At 71.7% G+C, this 21,977-nt stretch carries 18 protein-coding genes; 8 read left to right on the forward strand and 10 right to left on the reverse strand.

Translation table 11 applies throughout. The annotated features are described in order from the left end of the window. Window positions 1–3 precede the first annotated feature (3 nt). From ACYVKI_RS12170 to ACYVKI_RS12180, 3 genes are read left to right on the forward strand one after another with little or no spacing between them, the layout of a single operon-like run. Window positions 4–1,164 (forward strand): type III polyketide synthase, encoded by a 1,161-nt coding sequence (locus tag ACYVKI_RS12170; protein WP_460690630.1) that lies wholly within the window; start codon window positions 4–6, stop codon window positions 1,162–1,164. Next, window positions 1,142–1,834 carry a methyltransferase domain-containing protein gene (locus tag ACYVKI_RS12175; protein ID WP_460690631.1) on the forward strand — a complete coding sequence of 231 codons (693 nt, stop codon included), beginning with the start codon at window positions 1,142–1,144 and terminating at the stop codon, window positions 1,832–1,834. The genes ACYVKI_RS12170 and ACYVKI_RS12175 overlap by 23 nt, the downstream gene beginning before the upstream one ends. Further along, complete coding sequence (locus tag ACYVKI_RS12180; protein ID WP_460690632.1) at window positions 1,827–2,993, forward strand: FAD-dependent oxidoreductase; 1,167 nt, start codon at window positions 1,827–1,829, stop codon at window positions 2,991–2,993. Before ACYVKI_RS12175 ends, ACYVKI_RS12180 begins: the two co-directional genes overlap by 8 nt. 46 nt (window positions 2,994–3,039) lie before the next feature. Here ACYVKI_RS12180 and ACYVKI_RS12185 read toward each other — a convergent pair whose 3' ends face one another. The 4 genes from ACYVKI_RS12185 to ACYVKI_RS12200 form a co-directional block, all read right to left on the reverse strand. Beyond that, window positions 3,040–3,906, reverse strand: coding sequence for a UbiA family prenyltransferase (locus ACYVKI_RS12185; RefSeq protein WP_460690633.1), 867 nt, complete (start codon window positions 3,904–3,906; stop codon window positions 3,040–3,042). 52 nt (window positions 3,907–3,958) lie between these two features. Continuing rightward, window positions 3,959–5,512 carry an MDR family MFS transporter gene (locus ACYVKI_RS12190; protein WP_460690634.1) on the reverse strand — a complete coding sequence of 518 codons (1,554 nt, stop codon included), beginning with the start codon at window positions 5,510–5,512 and terminating at the stop codon, window positions 3,959–3,961. Next, window positions 5,509–6,129 (reverse strand): TetR family transcriptional regulator, encoded by a 621-nt coding sequence (locus ACYVKI_RS12195; RefSeq protein ID WP_460690635.1) that lies wholly within the window; start codon window positions 6,127–6,129, stop codon window positions 5,509–5,511. The genes ACYVKI_RS12190 and ACYVKI_RS12195 overlap by 4 nt, the downstream gene beginning before the upstream one ends. 159 nt (window positions 6,130–6,288) lie before the next feature. Next, entirely contained in the window at window positions 6,289–9,486 is a 3,198-nt protein-coding gene (locus ACYVKI_RS12200; protein ID WP_460690636.1) for a glycoside hydrolase family 2 TIM barrel-domain containing protein, read from the reverse strand. Between the two features lie 105 nt (window positions 9,487–9,591). Between ACYVKI_RS12200 and ACYVKI_RS12205 the strand changes: the two genes are divergently transcribed. Beyond that, on the forward strand, window positions 9,592–10,407 hold the full coding sequence (locus tag ACYVKI_RS12205) for a nitrilase-related carbon-nitrogen hydrolase (RefSeq protein ID WP_460690637.1): 816 nt from the start codon (window positions 9,592–9,594) through the stop codon (window positions 10,405–10,407). A 69-nt stretch (window positions 10,408–10,476) separates the two neighbouring features. Beyond that, window positions 10,477–11,046 (forward strand): hypothetical protein, encoded by a 570-nt coding sequence (locus tag ACYVKI_RS12210; protein ID WP_460690638.1) that lies wholly within the window; start codon window positions 10,477–10,479, stop codon window positions 11,044–11,046. A 30-nt stretch (window positions 11,047–11,076) separates the two neighbouring features. Here the strand turns inward: ACYVKI_RS12210 and ACYVKI_RS12215 are convergent, their stop codons facing one another. After that, window positions 11,077–12,282 carry a hypothetical protein gene (locus ACYVKI_RS12215; protein WP_460690639.1) on the reverse strand — a complete coding sequence of 402 codons (1,206 nt, stop codon included), beginning with the start codon at window positions 12,280–12,282 and terminating at the stop codon, window positions 11,077–11,079. 224 nt (window positions 12,283–12,506) lie between these two features. Beyond that, a complete protein-coding gene (locus ACYVKI_RS12220; RefSeq protein ID WP_460690640.1) occupies window positions 12,507–13,598 on the reverse strand; it encodes an LLM class flavin-dependent oxidoreductase in 1,092 nt (363 codons plus the stop codon). A gap of 316 nt (window positions 13,599–13,914) precedes the next feature. On the opposite strand from ACYVKI_RS12220, the gene ACYVKI_RS12225 reads away from it, so the two are divergent. Continuing rightward, window positions 13,915–15,432 carry a DEAD/DEAH box helicase gene (locus ACYVKI_RS12225; protein WP_460690641.1) on the forward strand — a complete coding sequence of 506 codons (1,518 nt, stop codon included), beginning with the start codon at window positions 13,915–13,917 and terminating at the stop codon, window positions 15,430–15,432. Window positions 15,433–15,524: 92 nt separating this feature from the next. On the opposite strand, the gene ACYVKI_RS12230 is transcribed toward ACYVKI_RS12225, so the two are convergent. Beyond that, entirely contained in the window at window positions 15,525–16,409 is an 885-nt protein-coding gene (locus ACYVKI_RS12230; protein ID WP_460690642.1) for an ArgP/LysG family DNA-binding transcriptional regulator, read from the reverse strand. A gap of 87 nt (window positions 16,410–16,496) precedes the next feature. On the opposite strand from ACYVKI_RS12230, the gene ACYVKI_RS12235 reads away from it, so the two are divergent. Continuing rightward, window positions 16,497–17,303: a LysE/ArgO family amino acid transporter gene (locus tag ACYVKI_RS12235; RefSeq protein ID WP_460690643.1), complete on the forward strand. Its 807-nt coding sequence runs from the start codon at window positions 16,497–16,499 to the stop codon at window positions 17,301–17,303. A gap of 63 nt (window positions 17,304–17,366) precedes the next feature. Here the strand turns inward: ACYVKI_RS12235 and ACYVKI_RS12240 are convergent, their stop codons facing one another. From ACYVKI_RS12240 to ACYVKI_RS12250, 3 genes are all read right to left on the reverse strand, one after another. Next, window positions 17,367–18,899 (reverse strand): phytoene desaturase family protein, encoded by a 1,533-nt coding sequence (locus ACYVKI_RS12240; protein ID WP_460690644.1) that lies wholly within the window; start codon window positions 18,897–18,899, stop codon window positions 17,367–17,369. 1 nt (window position 18,900) lies between these two features. Further along, window positions 18,901–19,422 (reverse strand): YbaK/EbsC family protein, encoded by a 522-nt coding sequence (locus ACYVKI_RS12245; protein WP_460690645.1) that lies wholly within the window; start codon window positions 19,420–19,422, stop codon window positions 18,901–18,903. 125 nt (window positions 19,423–19,547) lie between these two features. Further along, window positions 19,548–20,795, reverse strand: a complete 1,248-nt coding sequence (locus ACYVKI_RS12250) for a Glu/Leu/Phe/Val family dehydrogenase (RefSeq protein ID WP_460690646.1) — start codon at window positions 20,793–20,795, stop codon at window positions 19,548–19,550. A 249-nt stretch (window positions 20,796–21,044) separates the two neighbouring features. Between ACYVKI_RS12250 and ACYVKI_RS12255 the strand changes: the two genes are divergently transcribed. Continuing rightward, on the forward strand, window positions 21,045–21,968 hold the full coding sequence (locus ACYVKI_RS12255; protein ID WP_460690647.1) for a LysR family transcriptional regulator: 924 nt from the start codon (window positions 21,045–21,047) through the stop codon (window positions 21,966–21,968). Window positions 21,969–21,977 lie beyond the last annotated feature (9 nt).

A 21,977-nucleotide genomic window follows, 5' to 3' on the forward strand; every position in this document is an offset into this window, starting at 1 on the left:
CGTATGCCTGCGCGGATCACATCCATCGGGACCGCACTGCCGGAGACCTCAGTGCCGCAGTCGCAGCTGCGTACCTTCTTCGCCGCACAGCCGAGCGCAGACCGGCTGACGCGTCGTCTCGTCGGCGGGGCCTTCGATGCCGCCGGGATCGAGACCCGGCATACGGTGCTGGAGGCCCTGGACGGCGCTGCGGACGGGGTGTTCGTCACCGCGTCCGGCACGCTGCTGACCCCGACGACCGGCCTCCGCAACGACCTCTACCGGCAGGCCGCACCCCCGTTGGCCGCAGACGCCGCCCGTGACGCCCTGAGGCGCGGAGACGTTGCCGCCGAGCGGGTCACCCACGTGATCACGGTGTCCTGCACCGGGTTCTTCGCCCCCGGCCTTGACTATCACCTGATCCGGGACCTCGACCTGCCGGACGACGTCGAGCGCACTCACCTGGGGTTCATGGGCTGCGCGGCGGCGCTGCCGGCGCTGCGCCTGGCCTCGCAGATCACCGACGGACGCCCCGACGCCGTAGTCCTGGTGGTCTGTGTGGAGCTGTGCTCGCTCCATGTCCGCGAGACCTCGGACCCGGAGCAGGTGGTGGCGGCCTCCGTGTTCGCCGACGGCGCGGCCGCCGCCCTGGTCACCTCCGCAGACTCCCCCGACACCTCCCCCGGTGCCTCCGGTGACGCCCCCGGACGCCCGGGCGGGCTGGTCCTGGACCGTTTCGCCACCGCGCTGACGCGCGAGGGCGAGTCGGACATGGCCTGGACCATCGGGGACCATGGCTTCCGGATGACGCTCTCGGCCGAGGTCCCGCGGATCATCGGACGGGAGATCCGCGAGGCCGTGGACCGGTTCCTCGGCGACGCCCCCTCCCCGCACATCTGGGCGGTCCACCCCGGCGGGCGCAGCGTGCTCGATCGGGTGGAGACGGGGCTCGGCCTGAAGCCCACCGCCCTGCAGACCTCCCGCGCGGTCCTGAGGGACTGCGGCAACATGTCCAGCGTGACGATCCTGGTCATCCTGCGACGCCTGCTGGAGGACCCGGCCGCCCACGGACCGATCGCGGCGCTGGCCTTCGGACCAGGCCTGACCGTGGAGTCCGCGCTGATGCACAAGCTCCAGCCCGCAGGAGGTGACCCTTCCTCCGATGGACCTCTCCCGTCGCGATGACCACCTGCGCGAACTCATGGACGACCCAGACTGCGATCCCCGGCGACTGGACGCGACGCTGCGCCGCTTCGGGGTCGTCAACCGGCTGGTCTCCGGCTGGGACGCCCTCTACCGAACCCGCCTGCGCCCGGTGCTGACGGGCCTGGGCCGCCCGGCACGGGTGCTGGATCTGGGCTCCGGCGGCGGGGACGTCCTCGCCCGGCTGGCCGACCTGGCGGCCCGGGACCGACTCGCCGTGCAGTGGACCGGCGCCGACCCGGACCCTCGGGTGCACCAGGTGGCATGCACACGCCAGGTCCCCGGCGCCCGGTTCCTGTGCGCCGACGCCGAGACCCTGCTCTCCCAGGGCGAGGCCTTCGACATCGTGATCTCCAACCATGTGCTCCACCACCTGGGGACCGCCGAGCTGCGGGATTTCACCGCGGCCTCCCGGAGGCTCTCCTCCGGGGTGGTGCTGCACAATGACCTCGTCCGGAGCCGACGAGCCTACTGGCTCTACGCCCTCGGGATCACCCCACTGGCCCCGGGGACGTTCCTGCGCACGGACGGACTGCGCTCGATCCGCCGCGGCCATCGCTCCGAGGAGCTCTCAGCTCTGCTCGGCGCCGCGTGGCACGTCACCGCGCCGGCTCCCTTCCGCCTGCTCGCCGAGGCCCCCGGCTGTGCCTGACGTCGTCGTCGTCGGAGCGGGGCCCGTAGGGCTGCTGATGGCCGGGGAGCTGCGGCGTCACGGGGTCGACGTCGAGCTGCTGGAACAGCGCACGGAGCCGAGCCCCGGCACTCGGGCCATCGGCGTACACCCGCCCGTGCTCGCCGCTCTGGAGGGCTCCAGGGTCACCGAGGGTCTCCTGGACCACGCCGTGCGGGTCGGTCAAGGGGAGGCCCGCTCCCGAGGACGCCTGCTGGGCACCGTGCGCTTCGATCGGCTCACTGCCCGGTTCCCCTTCGTCGCGACGCTTCCGCAGGCCGCCACCGAGGCGGTCCTCGCCTCCTCGGCGCCGACACCGGTGCGCGGGGTCCGGGTCACCGGCCTGACGCCCCTCGACGCGGCGGTGCGGCTGAGCACCGATGCCGGGGAGCGGCACGCTCCGCTGGTCGTCCTCGCCGGAGGGGCCCGCGCGCAGCGCCTCATACACCCGGGGTTGCGAGCACACAGCTACCCCGACCGTTACCTGATGACCGACGCCGAGGTGCCCGACGACGCCTCTCCCGACACGGCCGTGGTGCATCTGGAGCAGACCGGGGTGCTGGAGTCCTTCCCGCTGCCCGGAGGGCGCCGACGATTCGTCGCCTGGGACCCTCCAGGAGCTTCGCAGGATCAACCCGCTCGCCGGGCCCGCATGGAGCAGGTGCTGGTCGGCCGCGGGATGAGCGGCGGAGGCAGGGTCAGCACGACCGTCCGGGGCGAGGTCTCGCGCGGGGAGGTCTACTTCGGTCAGGTCACCGGTTTTGGGGTGCGGCGTGTCGTGGCGCCGACCATGCGACAGGGACGGGTGTTCGTCGTCGGCGACGCGGCCCATGAGGTCAGCCCCATCGGGGGCCAGGGGATGAATCTGGGGCTGCTCGACGCCGCCACGCTCGCCCCGCTGCTGGCCGCCTGGCTGCACACCGGCGCCGCCCCGGAGGATGAGCTGCGCGCGTGGGAGCGCGGGCGGATCCGCTCGGCCCGGCGCGCGGCGCTGCTCGGCGGGATGAACCTGCGCCTCGGCCGCCCCGCGGAACCGCCGCTGGACACCCTCCGGCGCTGCGGTCTGCGGGCGATGCTCGGCCCGGGGGCCGGCAGGTTCTTCGCCCACTCCTATGGGATGGGTCTCGACGCCGACGCCTGAGTCCGGGGCGGATCGCGCAGCCGCGTTGTCCGAGATCACGCACTCCTCAGGCGAGTGAGTGCCCGGAGACCACCAGCTGCCCGGCCAGCAGCAGAGCGGCGAGCATCACGAGGCGGAACAGCACCCGGCCCGAGGATTCGGCCCGCGCCAGCACCAGGCTGAGCAGCACGACCCCGACGACGAGGACAAGCACCACCCAGCCGATCACCGTGACACCAGGGACGCTCCCGCCGGCGGGCCCAAGTGTGGCGGAGGTCGCGCCCAGGAGCACTGTGGCCGCCGCCAGCCGGACGCAGGCCTTCGCTCCCAGCCGGTGGGGCAGACCCCGGACCCCGGTGCGTGCGTCGTCGCCGAGGTCGGGCAGCACGTTCGTCAGATGCAGCGCCGCGCCCAGCGTCCCGCCGGCGAGCCATGCCCATCCGGGGGCGAGCTGCGGCTCGGCGGCCGCGAGGGTGGCCAGGGAGGGGAAGCAGCTGAAGGCGAGGATGTAGGGGACGATGGACAGCGGGCCGCTCTTCAGCCCGACGTTGTAGGACCATCCGCTCACCAACACCACGGCGTGGGCTGCGGTGAGCCCCGCACCGAGGGGAACTGACAGTCCCAGGGCCAGCAGGGCCAGCACGACGGCGGCGGTCCAGGCGGTGCGCAGAGCGACCTCTCCGCAGGCGATCGGCTTGTCCCTCCGCCCCACGGCACGGTCGCGCTCGGCGTCGAGGGCGTCATTGGAGATCCCGATCGACAGCTGCCCGGTGAGCACCGCCGCAGCCAGCAGCGCGATCCGCCAGGGTTCGATCCCCGCGGCGAGCGCCAATGCTGCGGCCAGGGTCGTCACGACGAGCGTCGGGCCGGGGTGGGAGGACCGCCACAGGCCCGCGACCGACCGCAGCACCGGCCCCACCACAGGTCCCAACACAGGACTCCTCACAGCACTCCTCACCGGACTCATCACTGGGCCAGTGTCTCACTCACCTCTCCAGCGTGGTGGCCAGCGCCTTCTCCTGCACGAAGAGCAGGAACACCGTGGCGAGCAGCGCCAACGGCACCAGCGCCAGGAACAGCGGCATGAGCGCTTCGTTGTAGGACTCCACCACCAGGGTGTGGATCGACTCGGGAAGCTGGGAGACCAGCGCCGGGGTCAGCGAGCTGGACCCGCCCTCCCCGACGGCGTCGGCCGGCATCTTGTCGGCGAGGAGGCCAGTCAGGCGCGTGGCGAACAGCGAGCCGATGACCGCCGGGCCGAGGGTCGCGCCGACCTGCCGGAAGTAGTTCTGTCCGGCGGTGGCGGTCCCGACCGTGCGCAGCGGGAAGGAATTCTGCGCCACCAGAGTCAGCAGCTGCATGGTGCTGCCCAGCCCCAGGCCCATCACACCCAGATACAGGCAGACGAACACGATCGGCGAATCGGCGTGGACGGTGGAGAGCAGCCCCAGCCCGGCGGCGGTGATCACACTGCCGATGACCATGAAGTGCTTGTACCGCCCGGTGAGCGTGACCCGTCGACCGACGATGATCGAGGTGATCAGCAGCGTGCCCATCATCGGGATCATCAGCAGTCCGGCCTCGGCGGGGCTGTATCCGGTGACCATCTGCAGGTAGGTGGGCATGTAGCCCAGGGCGCCGAACATCGCCACGCCGGTGATCAGTCCGGCGGCCATGGTGAGGGTGAAGTTCCGGCTCCGGAAGAGCATCAGCGGCAGCACCGGCTCGGCGACCCGCGACTCCACCCAGACGAACAGCAGCCCGGCCACCAGGGCGACCGCGATCAGCGTCAGGATCACCGGGGACATCCAGGCGAAGTCCCCTCCGCCCCAGGTGGCCACCAGCACGACGGCGGCGGTGGCCGCACCCAGCAGCGTCATGCCCCAGACGTCGATCCGCCCCGCCGCATCCTTCGGAGGCTTCGGCAGCTTCAGCAGCAGTGCGACGCCGAGCAGCGCGAGCACGCCCAGGGGGATGTTCATCCACAGGGTCCAGCGCCAGCCGGGCCCGTCGGTGAGCCACCCGCCCAGCAGCGGCCCGGCCACCGAGGAGAAGGCGAAGACCCCACCCATGACGCCCATGTAGCGGCCGCGCTCCCGGGCGGGGACGACGTCGGCGATGGTGGCCTGGGAGAGGATCATCAGGCCACCGCCGCCGATGCCCTGCACCACACGGGCCGCGATGAGCACATCCATGGACTGGGCCGCGCCGGCCACAGCAGAACCGAGGACGAAGATGCTGATGGCCACCAGGAACAGCGGCTTGCGGCCGAACATGTCGCCGAGCTTGCCGTAGACCGGCATCATGATGGTCGAGGACAGGATGAACGCGGTGATGACCCAGGCCATATGCTCCACGCCGTGGAGCTCTCCGACGATGGTCGGCAGGGCGGTGGCCAGCACGGTCTGGCTCAACGAGGCCATGAGCATGGCGATCATCAGGGCGGCGAAGATCAGCGCCAGCCCGCGCCCTGCGGGCCGGGGGACCTCGGGGGTCGAGGCGCCCAGCTCCTGCTGGGCGGTGGTGTCTGATGCGCTCATCGGGTGGTGTCCACGACCTCTCGGAACATGGCGATGGACTCCTCCAGGAAGTGGCGCGGGTCCTGCGCGGAGGAAGAGTCCTGATAGCGGTGGAAGGCATATTTCGCGATGACGCCGGCGAGCATCAGCAGCGCCTCGAGACGGGCCCCGTCCTCGGACGCGGCGAGCGCGACGTCCTCGCCGTCGTCCACCCGGGCCCGGATGACCTCCGCGACGATCCGCTCCACCTCGGAGAGCAGCAGGGCCACGCGCTTCTGCAGGCCCGGGTATTCGGCGATGATGCGGCGGCGCTGCGCGGAGGTGCTCTCCGGGATGGCCGTGCGCACCACGGCCACGAAGAGGTGGACCACACGGGTCAGCTCATCTTCGTCCGAGGTGCGGAAGCGCTCGATGTCCTCCTCGGAGACCTCGGGGGTCCGGGTGCCGAGGATCGCGTCCTCCTTGGTGGGGAAGTAGTTGAAGAAGGTGCGTCGTGAGACCCCGGCCCGGGCGGCGATGGCCTCGACCGCGGCCTCCTGCGGCCCCTCCTCCCAGGCGATCGCGTGGGCGGCCTCGTGGACGGCGTTCCAGGTGTCGAGGCGATTGCGCTCGCGTTGAGAGATCGTTGACTCTTGCACGCGTCCACTATATGCACGAGTGCAATATTGCACCAGTGCAGGAGACTGTCGGCCCGATCACAGTCCCCTGCACACTGCCGCCGGCGTTCGAACCCCCTTCGGCGCCGATCCCGTGCCATACGGGCCCGAAGGCCGGAGGCAACTGTGCGCAGCGACCGCTCAGAGCGCGCGGAGCCGGAACCGCAGGGTCCGCGCCTGGGGGCGCAGCATCGCAGTGGGCCACACATCCGGACCGCAGGCCCGCGAGCCCAGGCCGTGCTGGGCGGCATCCAGGTACAGATGCGTCACCTCCGCATTCGGCAGCTCGTGCGGGTGCCCGGCGGCGGCGATCTCGTGGGCCGAGTGCCGACTCAGCGTGAATCCGGGCCGCCGACCGGCGGCGTCCGGCTCGGCGATGACCTGCAGCCAGTCCTCAGCGTTCCGGCGCAGCACCAGCTCCCGCATCCCGGGCCGGTGGCCGGACTCCTGGGGCCGCGCGCAGTCCACTGTGAGCTCCTCGATCCCCGCGCTGAACCGTCCCACCCGCACCGACCGGGCCGTGTCCGGGTAGGAGTCATGCGGGCCCAGGCCGAACCAGGAGGCGCCGTCCACGTCTGACGGCAGCTGCAGGTGCAGCCCCAGGCGCGGCCAGATGTCCTGCCACCCCCGGTTCGGCACCACTGTCACCTCACACACCGCCTCGACGACGCCGTCCGCGGCCCGCTGGGCGGTCCAGGTCTCGGTGACGTCCAGCGCGGCGCGGCTCTGCGCGGCGGAGACCCGACGGCGTACGGTCACCTCCTGGTCGTCGGAGTCCACCGCCACCACGCGGCGCACCAGCCGGTCCAGCCCGGCCCGCCGCCAGCGGTCCGCCACAGAGACGTGCCGGCCCTCCCCCGCCAGGTAGTCGTAGGCGTCCACCGCGTCGTAGCTGGGGAAGGACGCCCCCTCGTCGTTGTCGGTGGGCGCTCGCCACAGCTCCACCTCCGGGCCGACGACGGCGGCCCCGGCCAGTTCCCGCAGCCAGGGCCCCTCCAGCAGCGCCGGGGAGTCCGCGAGCGCCGCCGGAGCACCGCCCCGCGGTGGGACACGGGGCGCCGGGTCCGGCAGCTCCCACTGGGCCCGGGCCACCACGTGGCCGGCCGGCGCCCAGGAGGTCGCCTCGGCCAGCTCGACGCTGAGGGTCAGATACAGCTCGCCCCACGGGGCCTCACGGGAGGCCTCACGGAGCGCCTCGAGCTGGTCGCCCACGCCGGCCAGCTCCAGCAGGCCCTCTCCTCCGGCCGGGACGGGGGCGCCGTCGTCGTCGATCAGGGGCTGGACGCCCTCGGCCACCGGACGGCCGTCGAACTCCACGGCCCAGCGCAGCCGCAGATCCGAGGTGTCGGCGGTGAAGCGTCGGCTGCGGATCCGTACCAGCCCCGGAGCGTGTGCCGCCTCCCCGGGCTCCAGCAGGATGGGCTGCTCCACGGCGGCGTACTCGGCCAGCCCCGGGGTGGGCGTGTGGTCGGAGAGCACCATGCCGTCCATGACGAAGTTCCCGTCATGGACGACCTCGCCGAAGTCTCCGCCGTAGCCGAAGTACTCCACGCCGTCCGCCGTCGTCGTGCGGATGCCGTGGTCCCGCCATTCCCAGATGAACCCGCCGTGGAGGCGGTCGTAGCGGTCCACCAGCTCCCGGTAGGCGTCCAGCGCCCCGGGCCCGTTGCCCATGGCGTGGGCGTACTCGCAGTGGATGAAGGGCTTGGATCGCTGCCGGGCGGACTCGGCGGTCGAGCAGCCCAGCAGCGGGCGGAGGTCGTCGTCGCGGGCGATGGACTCGGTCTCCGGGACCTTGGCGTACATGCGCGAGTACACATCCGTATAGGCCCCGGTGTAGTCGCCTTCGTAGTGGACAGGTCGTCCGGGATCCCGGCGGTGCACCCATGCGGCCATGGCGGCGAGGTTCTCCCCCGTGCCGGACTCGTTGCCTAGGGACCACAGCACGATCGAGGGGTGGTTCTTGTCCCGCTCCACGGTCCGGCGGATCCGGTCCAGGTAGGCCTCCCGCCAGCGGGGGTCGTCGCTGGGGTTGTCCACCCAGCCGCCGGCCTCGAACCCGTGGGTCTCCAGGTCGCACTCCAGCACCACCCAGAGGCCGTACTCGTCGGCGAGGTCCAGCAGCTTCGGATGCGGCGGGTAGTGGCTGGTGCGGATGGCGTTGACGTTGTGGCGCTTCATCAGCGCCAGGTCCTCGCGGGCGTGGGCCTCGTCGAAGACGCGCCCCCGGTCCGGGTGGGTCTCGTGGCGGTTCATCCCGGAGAACACCACGCGCCTGCCGTTGACCAGCAGCCGGTCGCCGTCGATCTCCACCCGGCGGAACCCGGTGCGCAGCGTCAGAGTCTCGGCCGGGGAGGAGACCACGACGTCGTAGAGCGCCGGCTCCTCCGGGGACCAGGGCCGCACTGCCACCGGCCCCCCTCCGTCACCGCTTCCGTCAGCGCCTCCGTCACCGCCTCCGTCACCGCCTCCGTCACCGCCTCTGTCACCACCTCCGTCAGCGACACTCCCGATGACGACGGCGGCCACCTCCTGTGGCGTCTGCCAGCGGACGTCCACCGCCAGCTCGGGGATCTGCAGCCGCACCGGATACGCCGACGCCTCCGCCGTGATCTCGGGGACGACGGTCCCGCGGCCGGTGGCCGGGTCAAAGTCGGAGGTCAGCCAGACGTCGTCGAGCCCGCCGTCGGGCCGGTGCAGCAGGGTGACCTCCCGGAAGATGCCGGGCATCCACCACTGGTCCTGGTCCTCCAGGTAACTGCCGGCCGAGAACTGCACCACCCGCACCGCCACCGTGTTGCTGCCGGCGGCCACGGCCTCGGTGACGTCGAACTCGTGGGCCAGCCGGGAGCCGAACGCCTCACCGATGCGGCGACCGTTGACCCACAGCTGCAGGAAGGACTCCACTCCGTCGAAGCGCAGCAGCACCCGGCCGGTGTCCAGCCAGCTCTGCGGGACCTCGAACCGTCGGCGATGGTCACCGGTGGGGTTCTCATCGGGCACATGGGGCGGGTCCACCGGGAAGGGGTACTGCACGTTGGTGTAGGCGGGACTGCCGTAACGTCCGTCACGCACCCAGTGACAGGGCAGCTCGAGGGTGTCCCAGTCGGCGTCGTCATAGTCCGGGGCGGCGAAGGCCTCCGGCGCCTCCTCCCCCAGCACGCCGTGCCCGCCCGGGGTCCCCGGCACCGCCGGGGAGAGGCGGAACCGCCAGGGACCGCTGAGGTCGAGCGTCTCGGCGTCGCTGGCTTCCACCAGCCAGGCGCGTGGAGCCTCCAAGGCTCCCGCACCGGGACGGTGGGAGGTGTGGATCAGCGGAGCATCAACATGATTGAACATTATCGATCAACTATCAACGAGAAGCGGGCCTGCGTCAAGCATCACAGACCCGCTCGATTCCGCCCCGACGACTGCGGCCCTCCGACACCCTGGCAGACTGGAGGGATGCGCATCGCTCTGCTGCAGGACACTGCCGTCCCGCTCGACGTCGACCATAACCTCGCCCTGATCGCCCGTGCCGCCCAGCGTGCGCGGGCCGCCGGCGCCGAACTGCTGGTCACCCCTGAGCTCTTCGCCACCGGTTACGCGCCGGCGCTGATCCGCGCCTCGGTGACGCCCGAGGCCGTGCTCGACGCCCGCGAGCGCCTCGCCGCCATCGCCCGGGAGGCAGGGATCGCCCTGGTGCACAGCCTGCCCGGAGACGGGCCCGCCGAGACCCGCCCGATCCAGGGCACCCTGGTGTCCCCCGACGGCGAGACCCTGACCGTCCACACCAAGATCCACCTCTTCGGCCCCGAGGAGAAGGCCGCGTTCGCCCCCGGGGAGGACGCGCCGCCGGTGGCGGAGTTCGGCGGACTGACGCTGGGGCTGGTGGTCTGCTACGACGTCGAATTCCCGGAGACGGTGCGCGAGCTCGCGCGGCGCGGCGCCGACGTCGTGCTGGTCCCCACCGCGCTGGCCGGGGGCTTCGCCGGAGTGACCGGCACGCTGATCCCGGCCCGCGCGCTGGAGAACCAGCTGACCGTGGCCTATGCGAACCACGCCGGCGTGGAGGACGGGCTGCTCTTCGACGGCGCCAGCGTGGTCGCCGGACCCGACGGCGCGGTGCTCGCCTCCGCGGGCGCGGGCCCCGAGCTGCTGATCGCCGAGGTCGGCGCCGCTCAGGGGCGGCGCACTCCCGACGAGGCGCCGGAGGGCCCCTGGTATCTGCAGGACCGTCGACCGGAGGTCTACCGCAGCTGGGTCGACGACGACGCCTGACCCAGACGGCCAGCATGATCCGTCTCCGGGATGATGTCCCGACGCCCCTCCTTCGGAAGGATGGGGGCCATGGACGCCCTCACTCTGATCGATATGGCCCACGTCGGCGCCGCCGCGGCCGAGACCACCGGACCGATGATGCCGGAGGACAGCTTCTACGGTCGCCTGCACGCCTGGACCGCGGCCCTCCACCCGGCCTGGCAGTGGCTGGGCATCATCGCGATCTCGGCGATCCCGATGGTGGAGTCCTACGGCGGAGGCTTCCTGGCCGTGCTCGTGGGGATCCACCCGGCCGTTGCAATCGCCGCCGCCGTCGTGGGCAACATGCTCTCCCTGGTGCTGGTGGTCTACCTGGCCCACTGGGTGCGCGGGTCGGTGCTGAAGCGCCGCGATCCCCAGGCCGTGGATCCGCGGAAGAGCGCCAAACGCCAGCGGGTGATCCGCATCTTCGACAGATTCGGCGTCCCGGGCGTCTCGATCCTGGGCCCGCTCGCCCTGCCCTCACAGGTCACCGCGCCGCTGATGGTCTCCATCGGGGCCTCCCGGCACGCGGTGATGCTCTGGATGCTGGTCTCAGTGATCCTCTGGGGCGCGGGCTTCGCCCTGCTGGGCCTGGGCTTCGCACAGCTGCTGGCCTGAGCGAGCGTGGGCCCCACCGCCTGAGGCCCCTCAGCGCTGTTCCTCGTCCCGGGGGTAGCGCTGCCGCTCGCGCGTGCCTTGAGTGAGGTTCTGCAGGTCGGAGTCCTCGTCGAAGTTGGATCCGATGGCACCGGCGAACGTCCCCAGGGAGGCCGCCAACCAGGCGATGTCCCGATAGTTGGAGAAGGCCGGCTCCACCTCCAGGCTCTCGGCCATGTATCCCGGCTCGATCAGCATCAGCGAGATGACCAGCACCCCCAGGTAGAGCATCGCGTAGAGCGAGATCACACTGACCAGCAGACTGATCAGCGTGGAGGAGTTGTACATCACCGCCAGCCGCTTGCCGCCGACCGAGGCGGGGCGGTCCCACAGCCGGTTCCGCAGAATCAGCCACAGCGTCAGGAAGAGGATCCCGGCCACAGTGATCACTGCCAGTCGCCACCCGGGCAGCTGGATGGCCATGTCCCAGATGGAGTCATAGAAGATGCCGAAGGCACCGGTGGCGCAGCCGGCGGCGAACACACCGGACAGCCGCGGCAGGGACAGGATCGGCTCGTTGTTGGCCACCATGCCGAGTGTCATCCAGAGCCGACCCGGAACTGTCTTCTTCGGCGTGATGTAGGCCGTCCCCTGATCCGGCAGACGCTCGACGCGGGCGCAGAGGCCGCCTCCTGCTCGCGCCTCCTCCACGGAGTCGAACATCAGCGCATCGACAGCCCGGTCGGCCTCCCGACGCAGTGCCCGCATCACTCCGACCGGACCCAGGCTGGCCATCGAGATCACGCCCAGATGGGAGGCGAAGTCGAGCTCGACGGACTTCGCCCGGCGCCCGTCCACCCGGGGGATCTCGGTGACCACCAGGGTGATGTCGACGCCGTCTTCCTGCGCCCATCGGCGGACCTCGTCGAAGTCGAGCGTGCCGTCCTGGCGCAGCGGCAGCAGCAGCTGATGATGGGTGATCTCGCTGTCCTCACGCCACCGCCGCTTCTCATCGAGCAGGCGCCGGACGAGCATCGAGGTGCGGCCGGGGTCCGAATAGATCGCGATGGACCGTCCGGAGCCCCGCCCGGACTCCGCTTCCCAGCCCTCTTCCTGGCCCTCCTCTGCCGCGGGGCCCGCCTCCGCACTCCCCAGCGCCGGACGCTCGACGCTCTGCCCCTGGTTCTCGGTGTGCTGGTCCCGCCCCTGAGAGCCAAGATCCCGCTCCGAGACCCCGTCGGGCGTCTGCTCTGACATGCCCACCTCCTGGAGATGACCGGCCGGTTGATCTGTCGGGGCGCCAGGGGTCTCAACCCCCGCCGGGACGGCCCGTCGGCCGCACCCACCCTCGAGCTTATCCAGGTCAGCCGGGGATGTCTCCGTCTCTCAGCGGATCAGCAGCATGCCTCCGGGCAGCGATCAGCATGCAGCCGGCGGGACACGGCCCACGCTCACCCCCCGCCGCCCCGCGGGCCGTCGTCTCACTGCCCCAGCGCCTGCCGCACCAGCGGCCGGACCCGGGTCCCGTACAGCTCCACGGCTTGCATCATGTGTTCATGGGCGAGCGACCCGTTCCCGTACTTCATGCCGAATCGGGAGGCCCCGAGCAGCCTCAGGGTCTCGACGATCTTCTCCGCGACGGTCTCCGGGGAGCCCACGTAGAGCGAGCCGTGAGTGACCTCCTGTTCGAACTGGTCGCGTCCGGGGCGGCCGGCGCCCCACCCGCGCTCGGCGCCCAGCTTCGCCATCGAGTCGGCCCAGGAGGGATAGAAGAGCTCGCGCGCTTGCTCGTCGGTCTCGGCCACGAAGCCATGCGAGTGCACTGCGATCCGGCGTTCACCCTCGTGGCCGAACTCGCGCAGCGCCCGGTGGTAGAGCTCCACCAGCGGGGCGAAACGGCCCGGAGCCCCGCCGATGATGGCCAGTTCAAGGCCGACGCCCAGGCGTGCGGCGCGCACCACCGAACCGGGAGTCCCGCCCACGGCGATCCAGGTGGGCAGGCCGAACTCGTGCTCGGTCGTGGGGAAGATCCGCTGGTCCTGCAGCCCGGAGCGGGTGGTGCCGCTCCAGGTGACCGGCTCCTCCCGGCGCAGCTCGGTGAACAGCTCGGCCTTCTCGTCGAACAGCCGCTCGTAGTCTGCAAGGTCATAGCCGAAGAGCGAGTAGGACTCGGTGAACGAACCCCGGCCCAGCGAGACCTCCGCCCGACCCCCGGTGAGACCGTCGAGGGTGGCGAAACGCTGGTAGACGCGGACCGGGTCGTCGGAGGAGAGCACGGTGACCGCGGAGATGAGCTTCATCCGCTCGGTGGTGGAGCCGATCGCGGAGAGCACGACGTCGGGTGCGGAGATCGCGTAGTCGGGCCGGTGGTGCTCTCCGACGCCGAAGACGTCGACGCCGACGCGATCGGCGAGCTGCGCCTCGGCGAGGACGTGGCGCAGCACGTCGGGGTGGGTGAGCTGACGCTCGCCGTCGGGGGTGGAGGTGATGTCCCCGAAGGTGTGCAGCCCCAGTTCGACGTGGGGTGTGTGACGCTCGGTGCTCAGTGCGGGGCGCTGGGATTGCTGGTTCATGTCGAGGTCAACTCCGCAGCTCGCCACCACATTCCTTGAACTTTGAAATTCATGGTCGCGACGGCGTCCTCCACCCCGGAATCGCCCGAAGCCCCTCTGACCAGGTATAGTGGGAAGCCTTGCGAACTCATCATGGGTTCCCTGCGTCGCCAGGACGCCTCGCCCTCTGGAGCCGAACAGGCCCACGGCAGAAGAAGCCTCTCTCACGGCGACCGAGAGCACCGACCGGTGCTCCCGCCACTCAGCCAGTCCTGGCGCTCGACGCCCTCCGCGGCCGCGAGACGCCCCCTGGCGCCATGAAAGGCCTGTCACCACTTTGTCTCAGACCACGTTCACCGAACTCGGCGTGCCCGCCTCGATCGTCCAGTCCCTGGCCGCCGAGGGCAAGTTCACCGCCTTCCCCATCCAGCAGGACACCCTGCCCGACACGCTGGCCGGCCGCGATGTGCTCGGCCGCGGCAAGACCGGCTCCGGCAAGACACTCGCCTTCTCCATCCCGATGGTCGCCCGCCTCGGCGAAGCCGACGACGACGCCTCCCGCCGCCGGGCACGCCGGCCCCGCGGCCTGGTACTGGCCCCCACCCGGGAGCTGGCCACCCAGATCGACGCCGTGCTGCGACCGCTGGCCGCCACCTACGGCATGCGCACCACCACGATCTACGGCGGCATCAGCCAGAAGCGTCAGGTGGATGCGCTCAACGCCGGCGTCGACATCGTCGTCGCCTGCCCGGGCCGACTGGAGGACCTGCTGCAGCAGCAGGCCCTCAGCCTCGACGCCGTCGAAGTCACCGTGCTGGACGAGGCCGACCACATGGCCGACCTCGGCTTCCTGCCCGGCGTGACCCGCATCCTGAAGAAGACCCCCGACAACGGCCAGCGGATGTTCTTCTCCGCCACGCTGGACAACGGGGTGGACAAGCTGGTCCGTCAGTTCCTGCACAACGAGATCCTCCACTCCGTCGACGACCCCACCTCGCATGTCTCCGCGATGACCCACCACGTCTTCGAGGTCGACCCCGAGGAGAAGAAGGACCTGGTGCGCACCCTGGCCTCCGGCACGGGCAAGCGGCTCCTGTTCACCCGCACCAAGCACCAGGCCAAGAAGCTCGCCAAGCAGCTGACCGGCCAGGGCATCCCGGCGGTGGACCTGCACGGCAACCTCTCCCAGAACCAGCGCGACCGCAACCTGGCCGCCTTCGGCCAGGGCGGAGTCCAGGTGCTGGTCGCCACCGACGTCGCCGCCCGCGGCGTGCACGTGGACGGCATCGAGCTGGTGGTCCACGTGGACCCGCCGGCCGAGCACAAGGCCTACCTGCACCGCTCCGGCCGCACCGCCCGCGCCGGCAGCGCCGGCGACGTGGCCACCGTGATGCTGCCCGAGCAGCGCCGGGACACCCAGACGCTGCTGAAGAAGGCCGCCATCAAGGTCACCCCGCAGACAGTCTCTGCGGACTCTGCGGCCGTGGCCGAGCTCGTCGGTGAGGTCGCCGAGCATGTCGCACCGCAGGCCCAGCCGCAGGGCGGGGGCCAGCAGTCTTCACGTCGGGGCGGCGGATCGAACGGTTCCGGACGCCGCCGCGGTCGTTCCGGCGGCGGTTCCGGCCGTGGCTCCGCACGGGGTCCCCGGCGTGACGGCGGCGCCCGCGGCGGCGAGGTCGACTCGCAGGGCGGCCGGGCACCCAGCAGCCGGTCACAGGACAGCCGGTCACAGGCTCCGGCCCACCGCAGCGCGACCCCGCAGCGCGCGGAGTCCGGTTCCCCGAGCCCGAGTGCTGGCCGCCGTCGTGGTCCGCGCCGGGCCACCGCGCCCAGCGGAGCCCCCAGCTCCCGCTGAGAGCTCTTCACCGTTGCCTCCGCGGTGGGGGCCCTGATGAGTCGCGATGTCGCGTCATCAGGGCCCCACCGCGGAGGCAACGTCATGTGCACCTACTTCATGTGCGCCGCCGCACGACGCACCGCCTCGGTGAGGCGGTCCAGCGCCGGAGTCCCGGTGGTCCAGCGCTGCCAGTGCAGATGCGCCTCAGTGGGGCCGATCTCCCCCACCAGCACCAGATCCGGGTGCTCACCCTCCATCACCCCCGGCGGCATCATGCCTTCCGGGATCATCCCCCAGCCCAGCCCGTGAGCGACGGCGGCGTTGTAGGCCTCCACCGACGGGATCAGGTGCGTCACCCGCGGCGCCGTGACGCCGAGCCGGCGCAGCCCGGTGCGCTGCAGCGAGTCCCGGATGCTGTAGTCCACCAGCGGCACACGCTCCCACTGGACCATCCCGTCGGCGTCCCGACTGCGGTCCAGCAGCTCCGCACTGGCCACCGGCCAGTACCGCATGGTGCCCAGGGCGGTGGCCCGGCACCCGGACACCGGAGTCGGGGTCTCCGCCACAGCGGCCGCCACGGTTCCGTTGCGGAGCAGCTCATGGGAGTGCTCCTGATCCTCCGCGTGCAGGTGCAGCTCGACGTCGTCCCAGGTCGCGGCCTCCTGGAGCACCCGCTGGAACCACGTGTAGAGCGAATCCGCATTGACCGCCACGGAGAGCGTCACCACCTCGGAGGACTCCGTGCGGAACCCGAGGCTGCGCCGCGCCTCGTCCTCGAGCAGGATCATCTGCCGGGCGGTGCGCAGCAGCGCGGCCCCCGCCTCTGTGGTCTGCACTGGGACAGTGCGAGTCAGCAGCACCTGACCGACCTCCTTCTCCAGAGCCTTGATCCGCTGGGAGAAGGCGGATCCGGAGATGCCCAGCAGCGCGGAGGCGGACTCGAAGGTGCCCTCGTCGACGGCCAGCGCGAAGGCCCGCAGGTGATCGGTGTTCATGAGACTCGATGATACGCGTCATATCTGAAGCATCGCTTCGGATGCTGAAGAATTATGCGCTGGAACGGATGGCGGATCCCCGGAATCATGGAACCCATGACCGTGCTGCTCACAGGATTCCTCACCTGCCTCGCCCTCATCGTCGCGATCGGCCCGCAGAGCGCCTGGCTGCTGCGCCAGGGGCTGCTGCGCGATCGCGTGGGCCTGGCGGTGCTGTGCTGCGTGGTCGGCGACCTGCTGCTGATCGGTCTCGGCACCGCCGGGGTCGGGGCGGTCCTGGAGCACGCCCCCTGGTTACTGCAGGTGCTGCGCTGGGCCGGGGTGGCCTACCTGCTGTGGTTCGCCTGGCGGTCCTTCGCCTCGGCCGCCACGGCCCGCACAGGCCTGGACGTCGACGACGCCGGCCAGCCTGAGGACAGCGCCGAGGACCGGATCGCCGCCGGCCAGGACACCGGCGATCAGGACACCGGCGAGCATGACACCGGCGAGCACGCCGGCGAGCACGCCGGCACCTCATCAGAGCCGGCCACGACCACCGCGACCCTGACCCGCGTGGAGCGGAAGGCGCAGAAGAGCCGCACCTCCCGCCGCGCCCGTGCGCTGAGCACCGTGGGCGCCGTCGTCGGGACCGGCCTGACGGTGAGCGTGCTGAATCCGCACGCCTGGGTGGACACCATGGTGGTGCTGGGCACTATGGCCAACTCCTTCGGCGTCGAGAAGTGGTTCTTCGCGGCGGGCGCGCTGGGCGCCTCCTGCCTGTGGTTCACCCTGCTGGGCTACGGCGGCTCAGCCCTGGCCGGGCTGCTGAACCGGCCACGCACGTGGCAGGTGATCGACGCCGGCGTCGGCGTGACCATGCTGGTGGTGGCGGGCCTGCTGGCCTTCGGCGGCTGAAGCCAGCCCCTCTCACCGGCCCGCCTCACTGCCGCCGAGGCACGAGCTGCTCCCGGACCTGCCTCAGCCGTGCTCGCGCAGCACCGCCCGGGCCGCATGGTAGCCGCTCATGCCGTGCGCCCCTCCCCCGGGCGGCGTGGAGGAGGAGCACAGCCAGATGCCCTCGGCTCCGGTGCTGTAGGGCTGCAGGGAGCAGGTGGGGCGGGCGACGAATTGGCGCACCGTGGGGATCCCTCCGCTGATCGCGCCGCCCACCAGGTTCGCGTCCATGGATTCCAGATCCGCTGGGGTCCACACCTGCCGGGCGCGCACCGCCTGACGGAAGGCCGGGGCGTGCGCGGTGATCTCGGCGTCGATCAGGGAGGCGGCGCGCTGCGCGGCCGGCCCGGCCAGCCCGTGCGGCACATGGGCGTAGGCCCAGGCGACGGTCTGGCCGGCCGGAGCCCGGGTCTCGTCCGCCGCGGATGGTTGGGTGAGCAGCACATAGGGCCGTCCGGACAGCACACCGCGGGCGGCGGCCGCCTCGGAGGCGCTGATCTGGGTGTGCGGGCCGCCCAGGTGGACGGTGCCCGCCCGGCCGGTCTCCGGGTGCGTCCACGGGATGGGGCCGTCCAGCAGGTAGTCCACTTTCACGATCGCCGGGCCGTAGGTCCAGCGGCGCAGCGTCCGCCGGTGGCGCAGCGGCAGCTCCAGCCCGTCGAGGCGGAGCAGCTGGGCGGGGGTCAGGTCACACAGCACGACGTCGGCCTCGTCCTCGGCGACGACGACGCGCCCGCCGGGCTCGGCGCGACGTCCGCTGATCCGGTGGGCCGCCCGGTGACGGCCGGGGAGGCGCCGCAGCCCGGTGACCTCGACACAGGTCTCGATGCGCCCCCCGTGAGCGGTCAGCTCCGCGACGAGCGCGTCGACGATCGCCTGGGAGCCGCCCCGGGCCACCGGCCAGCCGGTGGCATGCCCGGCCGCTCCGAAGAGCACCCCGAAGGCGGCGGTGAGCGGATGGGAGAACGGCACTGTGGAGTGGGCGGCCATGCCGGCGAACAGCGCCCGCGCCCGGTCGGTGTGGAAGAGGTGGGCGGCGAGGTCAGCCGGCCAGGCTCCCCGCAGGCCCAGCCGGACCAGCGAGGTCAGCCGGGTCAGCGCAGAGCCCTCGCCCCGATGCGCGAACGTCTGCAGCGCCGGTGCCATGGCCGCCCGGCGGGTCTCCTCCCAGTGGGCGACCACCGGCCCGATGAGTCGGCGCCAGGCGTCGTGGTCCACGCCGAGCTCGGCGGCGGTCTGCTCCAGGGAGCTGTGGAGCAGGGCAGGATGTTCCTCGTCCATCGCGTGGGCGGCGGGGACCTGCGGATGCGCCCACCTCAGGCCGCGCTCTGTGAGGCCGAGCTCCTCGAAGGCCGGGGAGCCGATCCCGAAGGGATGCACGCTCGCCCCCAGGTCACTGATCACCCCCGGGGCGAGGACCTCGGCGGAGCGCAGCGCCCCGCCCGGGGCCTGGGCAGTCTCGTAGACAGTGACCTCCCAGCCCGCGCGCGCCAGCACGCAGGCGGCGGTGAGCCCGTTGGGTCCGGAACCGACGACGGCGGCACGGCGTGTGGCCATCTCAGCACCCTCCTCCGGGCTCCACCGGGGTCGGGGTGCCTCCGGTGAGGCGCAGCAGGTCGGCGAAGCTGGTGCGGAACACCGTTCTGGCGTGACCGGCGGCCGCCCAGACCTCGTCATGGTCGCCCAGTGTCGTGTCCACGAAGGTGCGCACCGGACGCGGATGCCCGACCGGGGCGACCCCTCCGATGGTCTGGCCGGTGGCCTGCTTGACCACGTCCTTCGGGGCGCGGGCGATGACGCCGCCGAGCTGCTTCCCCAGCCAGGCGGTGTCCACCCGATGCGCCCCGGAGGTGAGCACGAGGATGGGGTCGTCGTCGAGCAGGAAGATCAGGGAGTTCGCGATCTGCCCGACCCCGATGCCCAGGGCCTCGGCTGCGGCCTGGGCGGTGGTGGCGGCACCGTCGAGCCAGCGGATCTCGGGGTCGACGCCGAGCCGCCGCAGCTCGGCGGCGACACGCGCCACCCCGGGGTGGGCGGGCGTCGTCGTCTGGGCACTGGGACCGGCCGGGATGTCTGCCATGGCTCCAGACTAGTCCCGGCCGGTGACGTCCGACATCCCTGCGCAGACGTGCCCCTCCCACGGCCGCGCAGGGATCCGGCGCTCAGGGATCCGGCGCTCAGGACCCGGGACTCAGGACCCGGCTTTCAGGGAATCAGCGCCGGCGGACGGTTCTGCATGGCCGCCCGGTTGACCCCAGCGATGTCCCACGCCGTCTCCCGCGGGGAGACCCCGGCCCGGTCGGCCTCCGCCAGCAGCCGCGCGACCTTGGAGCGCATCTCCAGGTGCAGCCGGTCGAAAGAGTCCTTCGGGTCGGTGCCGACCTCCCCGAAGAGCATCCACCAGGCCCAGGCCGCCGCTCCGGTGTTGGCCACCACGTCCGGGATGACCATCACCCCGCGACGGGCGAGCAGCCCCTCGGCCTCCCGGGTGACCCCGGTGTTCGCGGCCTCCACGATCACCGAGGCGACGACGTCCTGCGCGTTCTCCGGGCGGATCGCATAGGAGATCGCCGCAGGGACCAGGATGTCGGCGTCGGCGGCCAGCACCGCCTCACGCGGCAGCTGGGTGACCTGGTCCGGCACTCCAGCCCGGTCGATCACGCCGTAGTCGTCCCGCAGGTCCAGCAGGGCGGGCACGTCGAGGCCGGTGGGGTCGTAGAGGGTGCCCTGCACATCGGCCAGGGCCACCACCCGCACACCTGCCGCGTGCAGGTAGTAGGCGGCGGCTCCGCCCATCGTGCCCACACCCTGGATGGCCACGTCGGTCTGCCCGTGGTGCCAGCCCCGGTGCTGCACCACACCCAGGCATGCCTCGGCCACTCCGTATCCGCCGATCACGTCGCCGAGCACACAGCCGTCCTCAGTGCGGATCTCCAGCCCTGCGCGCACCCTCTCCAGGGTGGCCGCCGGGCCGGCGGACCGCTCGATGGCGGCGTGGAAGCTCTGGCCGAGCCCGATGGCGGCGAACGCCTCATCGATGCGCTGCTGGGTCACGCCCAGGTCCTCGGCGGTGACCCAGTGCGCCTCCAGCCAGGGCTTCATCTCGGCGAAGAACCGCTGCAGCACCCCGGGGGCGCGCGGGTCGGTGGGGTCGAAGTCGATGCCGCCCTTCGCGCCGCCGACCGGGAGCCCGAACACGGCGGTCTTGGCCGACATGCCGCGGGCGAGGTCCTCCACCTCGCTGAGCGTGCAGCCTTTCCGCATGCGGGTGCCGCCGGTGGCGAGTCCGCCCACCAGGGAGTGGACCACCAGGTATCCGGTGGCTCCGGTCTCCGGGTCCGTCCAGACCGCGCGCCGGTAGGGCTCGGTGTTCCGTGGCGCCTGCTCGACGCCGAGGTCGAGGACGTCACGGCCATCATCTGCGGGGGCCTGCCACCGCGTGTCGAGAGTCACCACGATCACCTCCAGATCATCTGTTGCCTTGCATGGGGTCGGCCGCCGACCGGCGGTCCTGAACCGGTACTTTCACTCTGCGGGCTGGACCGTGTCGGGGTCCATAGCCTGACCATGCGGGTTCATGCACAGGATCGTTCAGCTTTTCTGCACTGAGGGATCGCTGGGGGATCACTGAGGGATCCCGGGCGGCGAGAGGCTCGCCCGGAAAGCCACACCCCCAGCGGGCGACCCAGGTACGCTGACCGCATGGAGCTGTCTCTGCGTCGATTGAAGATGCTGCGGGAACTGCAGCGACGCGGGACCGTCACCGAGGTGGCGGCGAGCCTGCACTACAGCCCGTCTGCGGTGTCCCAGCAGCTGGCACAGCTGGAGCGCGAGGTGGGTGCCTCCCTGTTCGAACGGCTAGGTCGACGGATCCGGCTCACCGAGCTGGGACATGTCCTGGCGGAGCACGCTGAGGCGATCCTCTCCGCAGTGGAGGATGCGGAGATGGCGCTGGAGCAGGCCCAGGGTGGCGTGACGTCCCGGCTGCGCGTCGGGGTGTGGGCCTCAGTGGCCTCTGGTCTGCTGCCTGCGGCGCTGACGCGACTGGCCCAGGAGCACCCCGGCATCGAGGTCCGCACGCGAGAGCTGCCCCCGGAGGCCACGGCGAGTGCGGTGCTCGACGGCGCGCTCGATCTCTCCTTCGTGATCGAGTACTCCGACTACGCCATCCCCTGGGATCCTGCGCTGGCCCGGGACGTGATCGCCGTCGAGCGGCTCCACGCGGCCGTGGCCGCGGGGACATGCCCGGAGTCTCCGGTCTCCCTGGCGGCCTTCGCCGAGCACCCGTGGGTGCTGGCGGGGCCGACCTCGCATCTGGGGCGGGCCGTGCGCATCGCCTGCCGCCGCCACGGGTTCGAACCGCGCATCGTCCACCAGGTGGAGGAGCAGACCACCGCGTTGGCGATGGTGGCCGGCGGCCTGGGGGTCACGCTGGTCTCTGACCTGGTGCTGGACTCGGTCCCCGACGGCGTCGACGTCGTCGCGCTGACCGAACCGGTGCTGCGGACCGTCTCCATCGCGCACCGCAGCACCACGCCCACCCGACGCCCTGTGGAACTGGTGATCGACGCCGTCCGGGCGGCCGCCGCCGAACGCGGCCTCGCCGCGGGGTCACCGGTCCCGTAGCGCGGGCCG

The organism is Nesterenkonia suensis (assembly GCF_054782935.1).

Coding starts and splice junctions, on each gene's coding strand:
- ACYVKI_RS12210 (WP_460690638.1), top strand. CDS start 10,477: ATGGACGCCCTCACTCTGATCGATATGGCCCACGTCGGCGCCGCCGCG.
- ACYVKI_RS12235 (WP_460690643.1), top strand. CDS start 16,497: ATGGAACCCATGACCGTGCTGCTCACAGGATTCCTCACCTGCCTCGCC.
- ACYVKI_RS12255 (WP_460690647.1), top strand. CDS start 21,045: ATGGAGCTGTCTCTGCGTCGATTGAAGATGCTGCGGGAACTGCAGCGA.
- ACYVKI_RS12220 (WP_460690640.1), bottom strand. CDS start 13,598: ATGAACCAGCAATCCCAGCGCCCCGCACTGAGCACCGAGCGTCACACA.
- ACYVKI_RS12215 (WP_460690639.1), bottom strand. CDS start 12,282: ATGTCAGAGCAGACGCCCGACGGGGTCTCGGAGCGGGATCTTGGCTCT.
- ACYVKI_RS12175 (WP_460690631.1), top strand. CDS start 1,142: ATGGACCTCTCCCGTCGCGATGACCACCTGCGCGAACTCATGGACGAC.
- ACYVKI_RS12205 (WP_460690637.1), top strand. CDS start 9,592: ATGCGCATCGCTCTGCTGCAGGACACTGCCGTCCCGCTCGACGTCGAC.
- ACYVKI_RS12190 (WP_460690634.1), bottom strand. CDS start 5,512: ATGAGCGCATCAGACACCACCGCCCAGCAGGAGCTGGGCGCCTCGACC.
- ACYVKI_RS12230 (WP_460690642.1), bottom strand. CDS start 16,409: ATGAACACCGATCACCTGCGGGCCTTCGCGCTGGCCGTCGACGAGGGC.
- ACYVKI_RS12170 (WP_460690630.1), top strand. CDS start 4: ATGCCTGCGCGGATCACATCCATCGGGACCGCACTGCCGGAGACCTCA.
- ACYVKI_RS12240 (WP_460690644.1), bottom strand. CDS start 18,899: ATGGCCACACGCCGTGCCGCCGTCGTCGGTTCCGGACCCAACGGGCTC.
- ACYVKI_RS12200 (WP_460690636.1), bottom strand. CDS start 9,486: ATGTTCAATCATGTTGATGCTCCGCTGATCCACACCTCCCACCGTCCC.
- ACYVKI_RS12245 (WP_460690645.1), bottom strand. CDS start 19,422: ATGGCAGACATCCCGGCCGGTCCCAGTGCCCAGACGACGACGCCCGCC.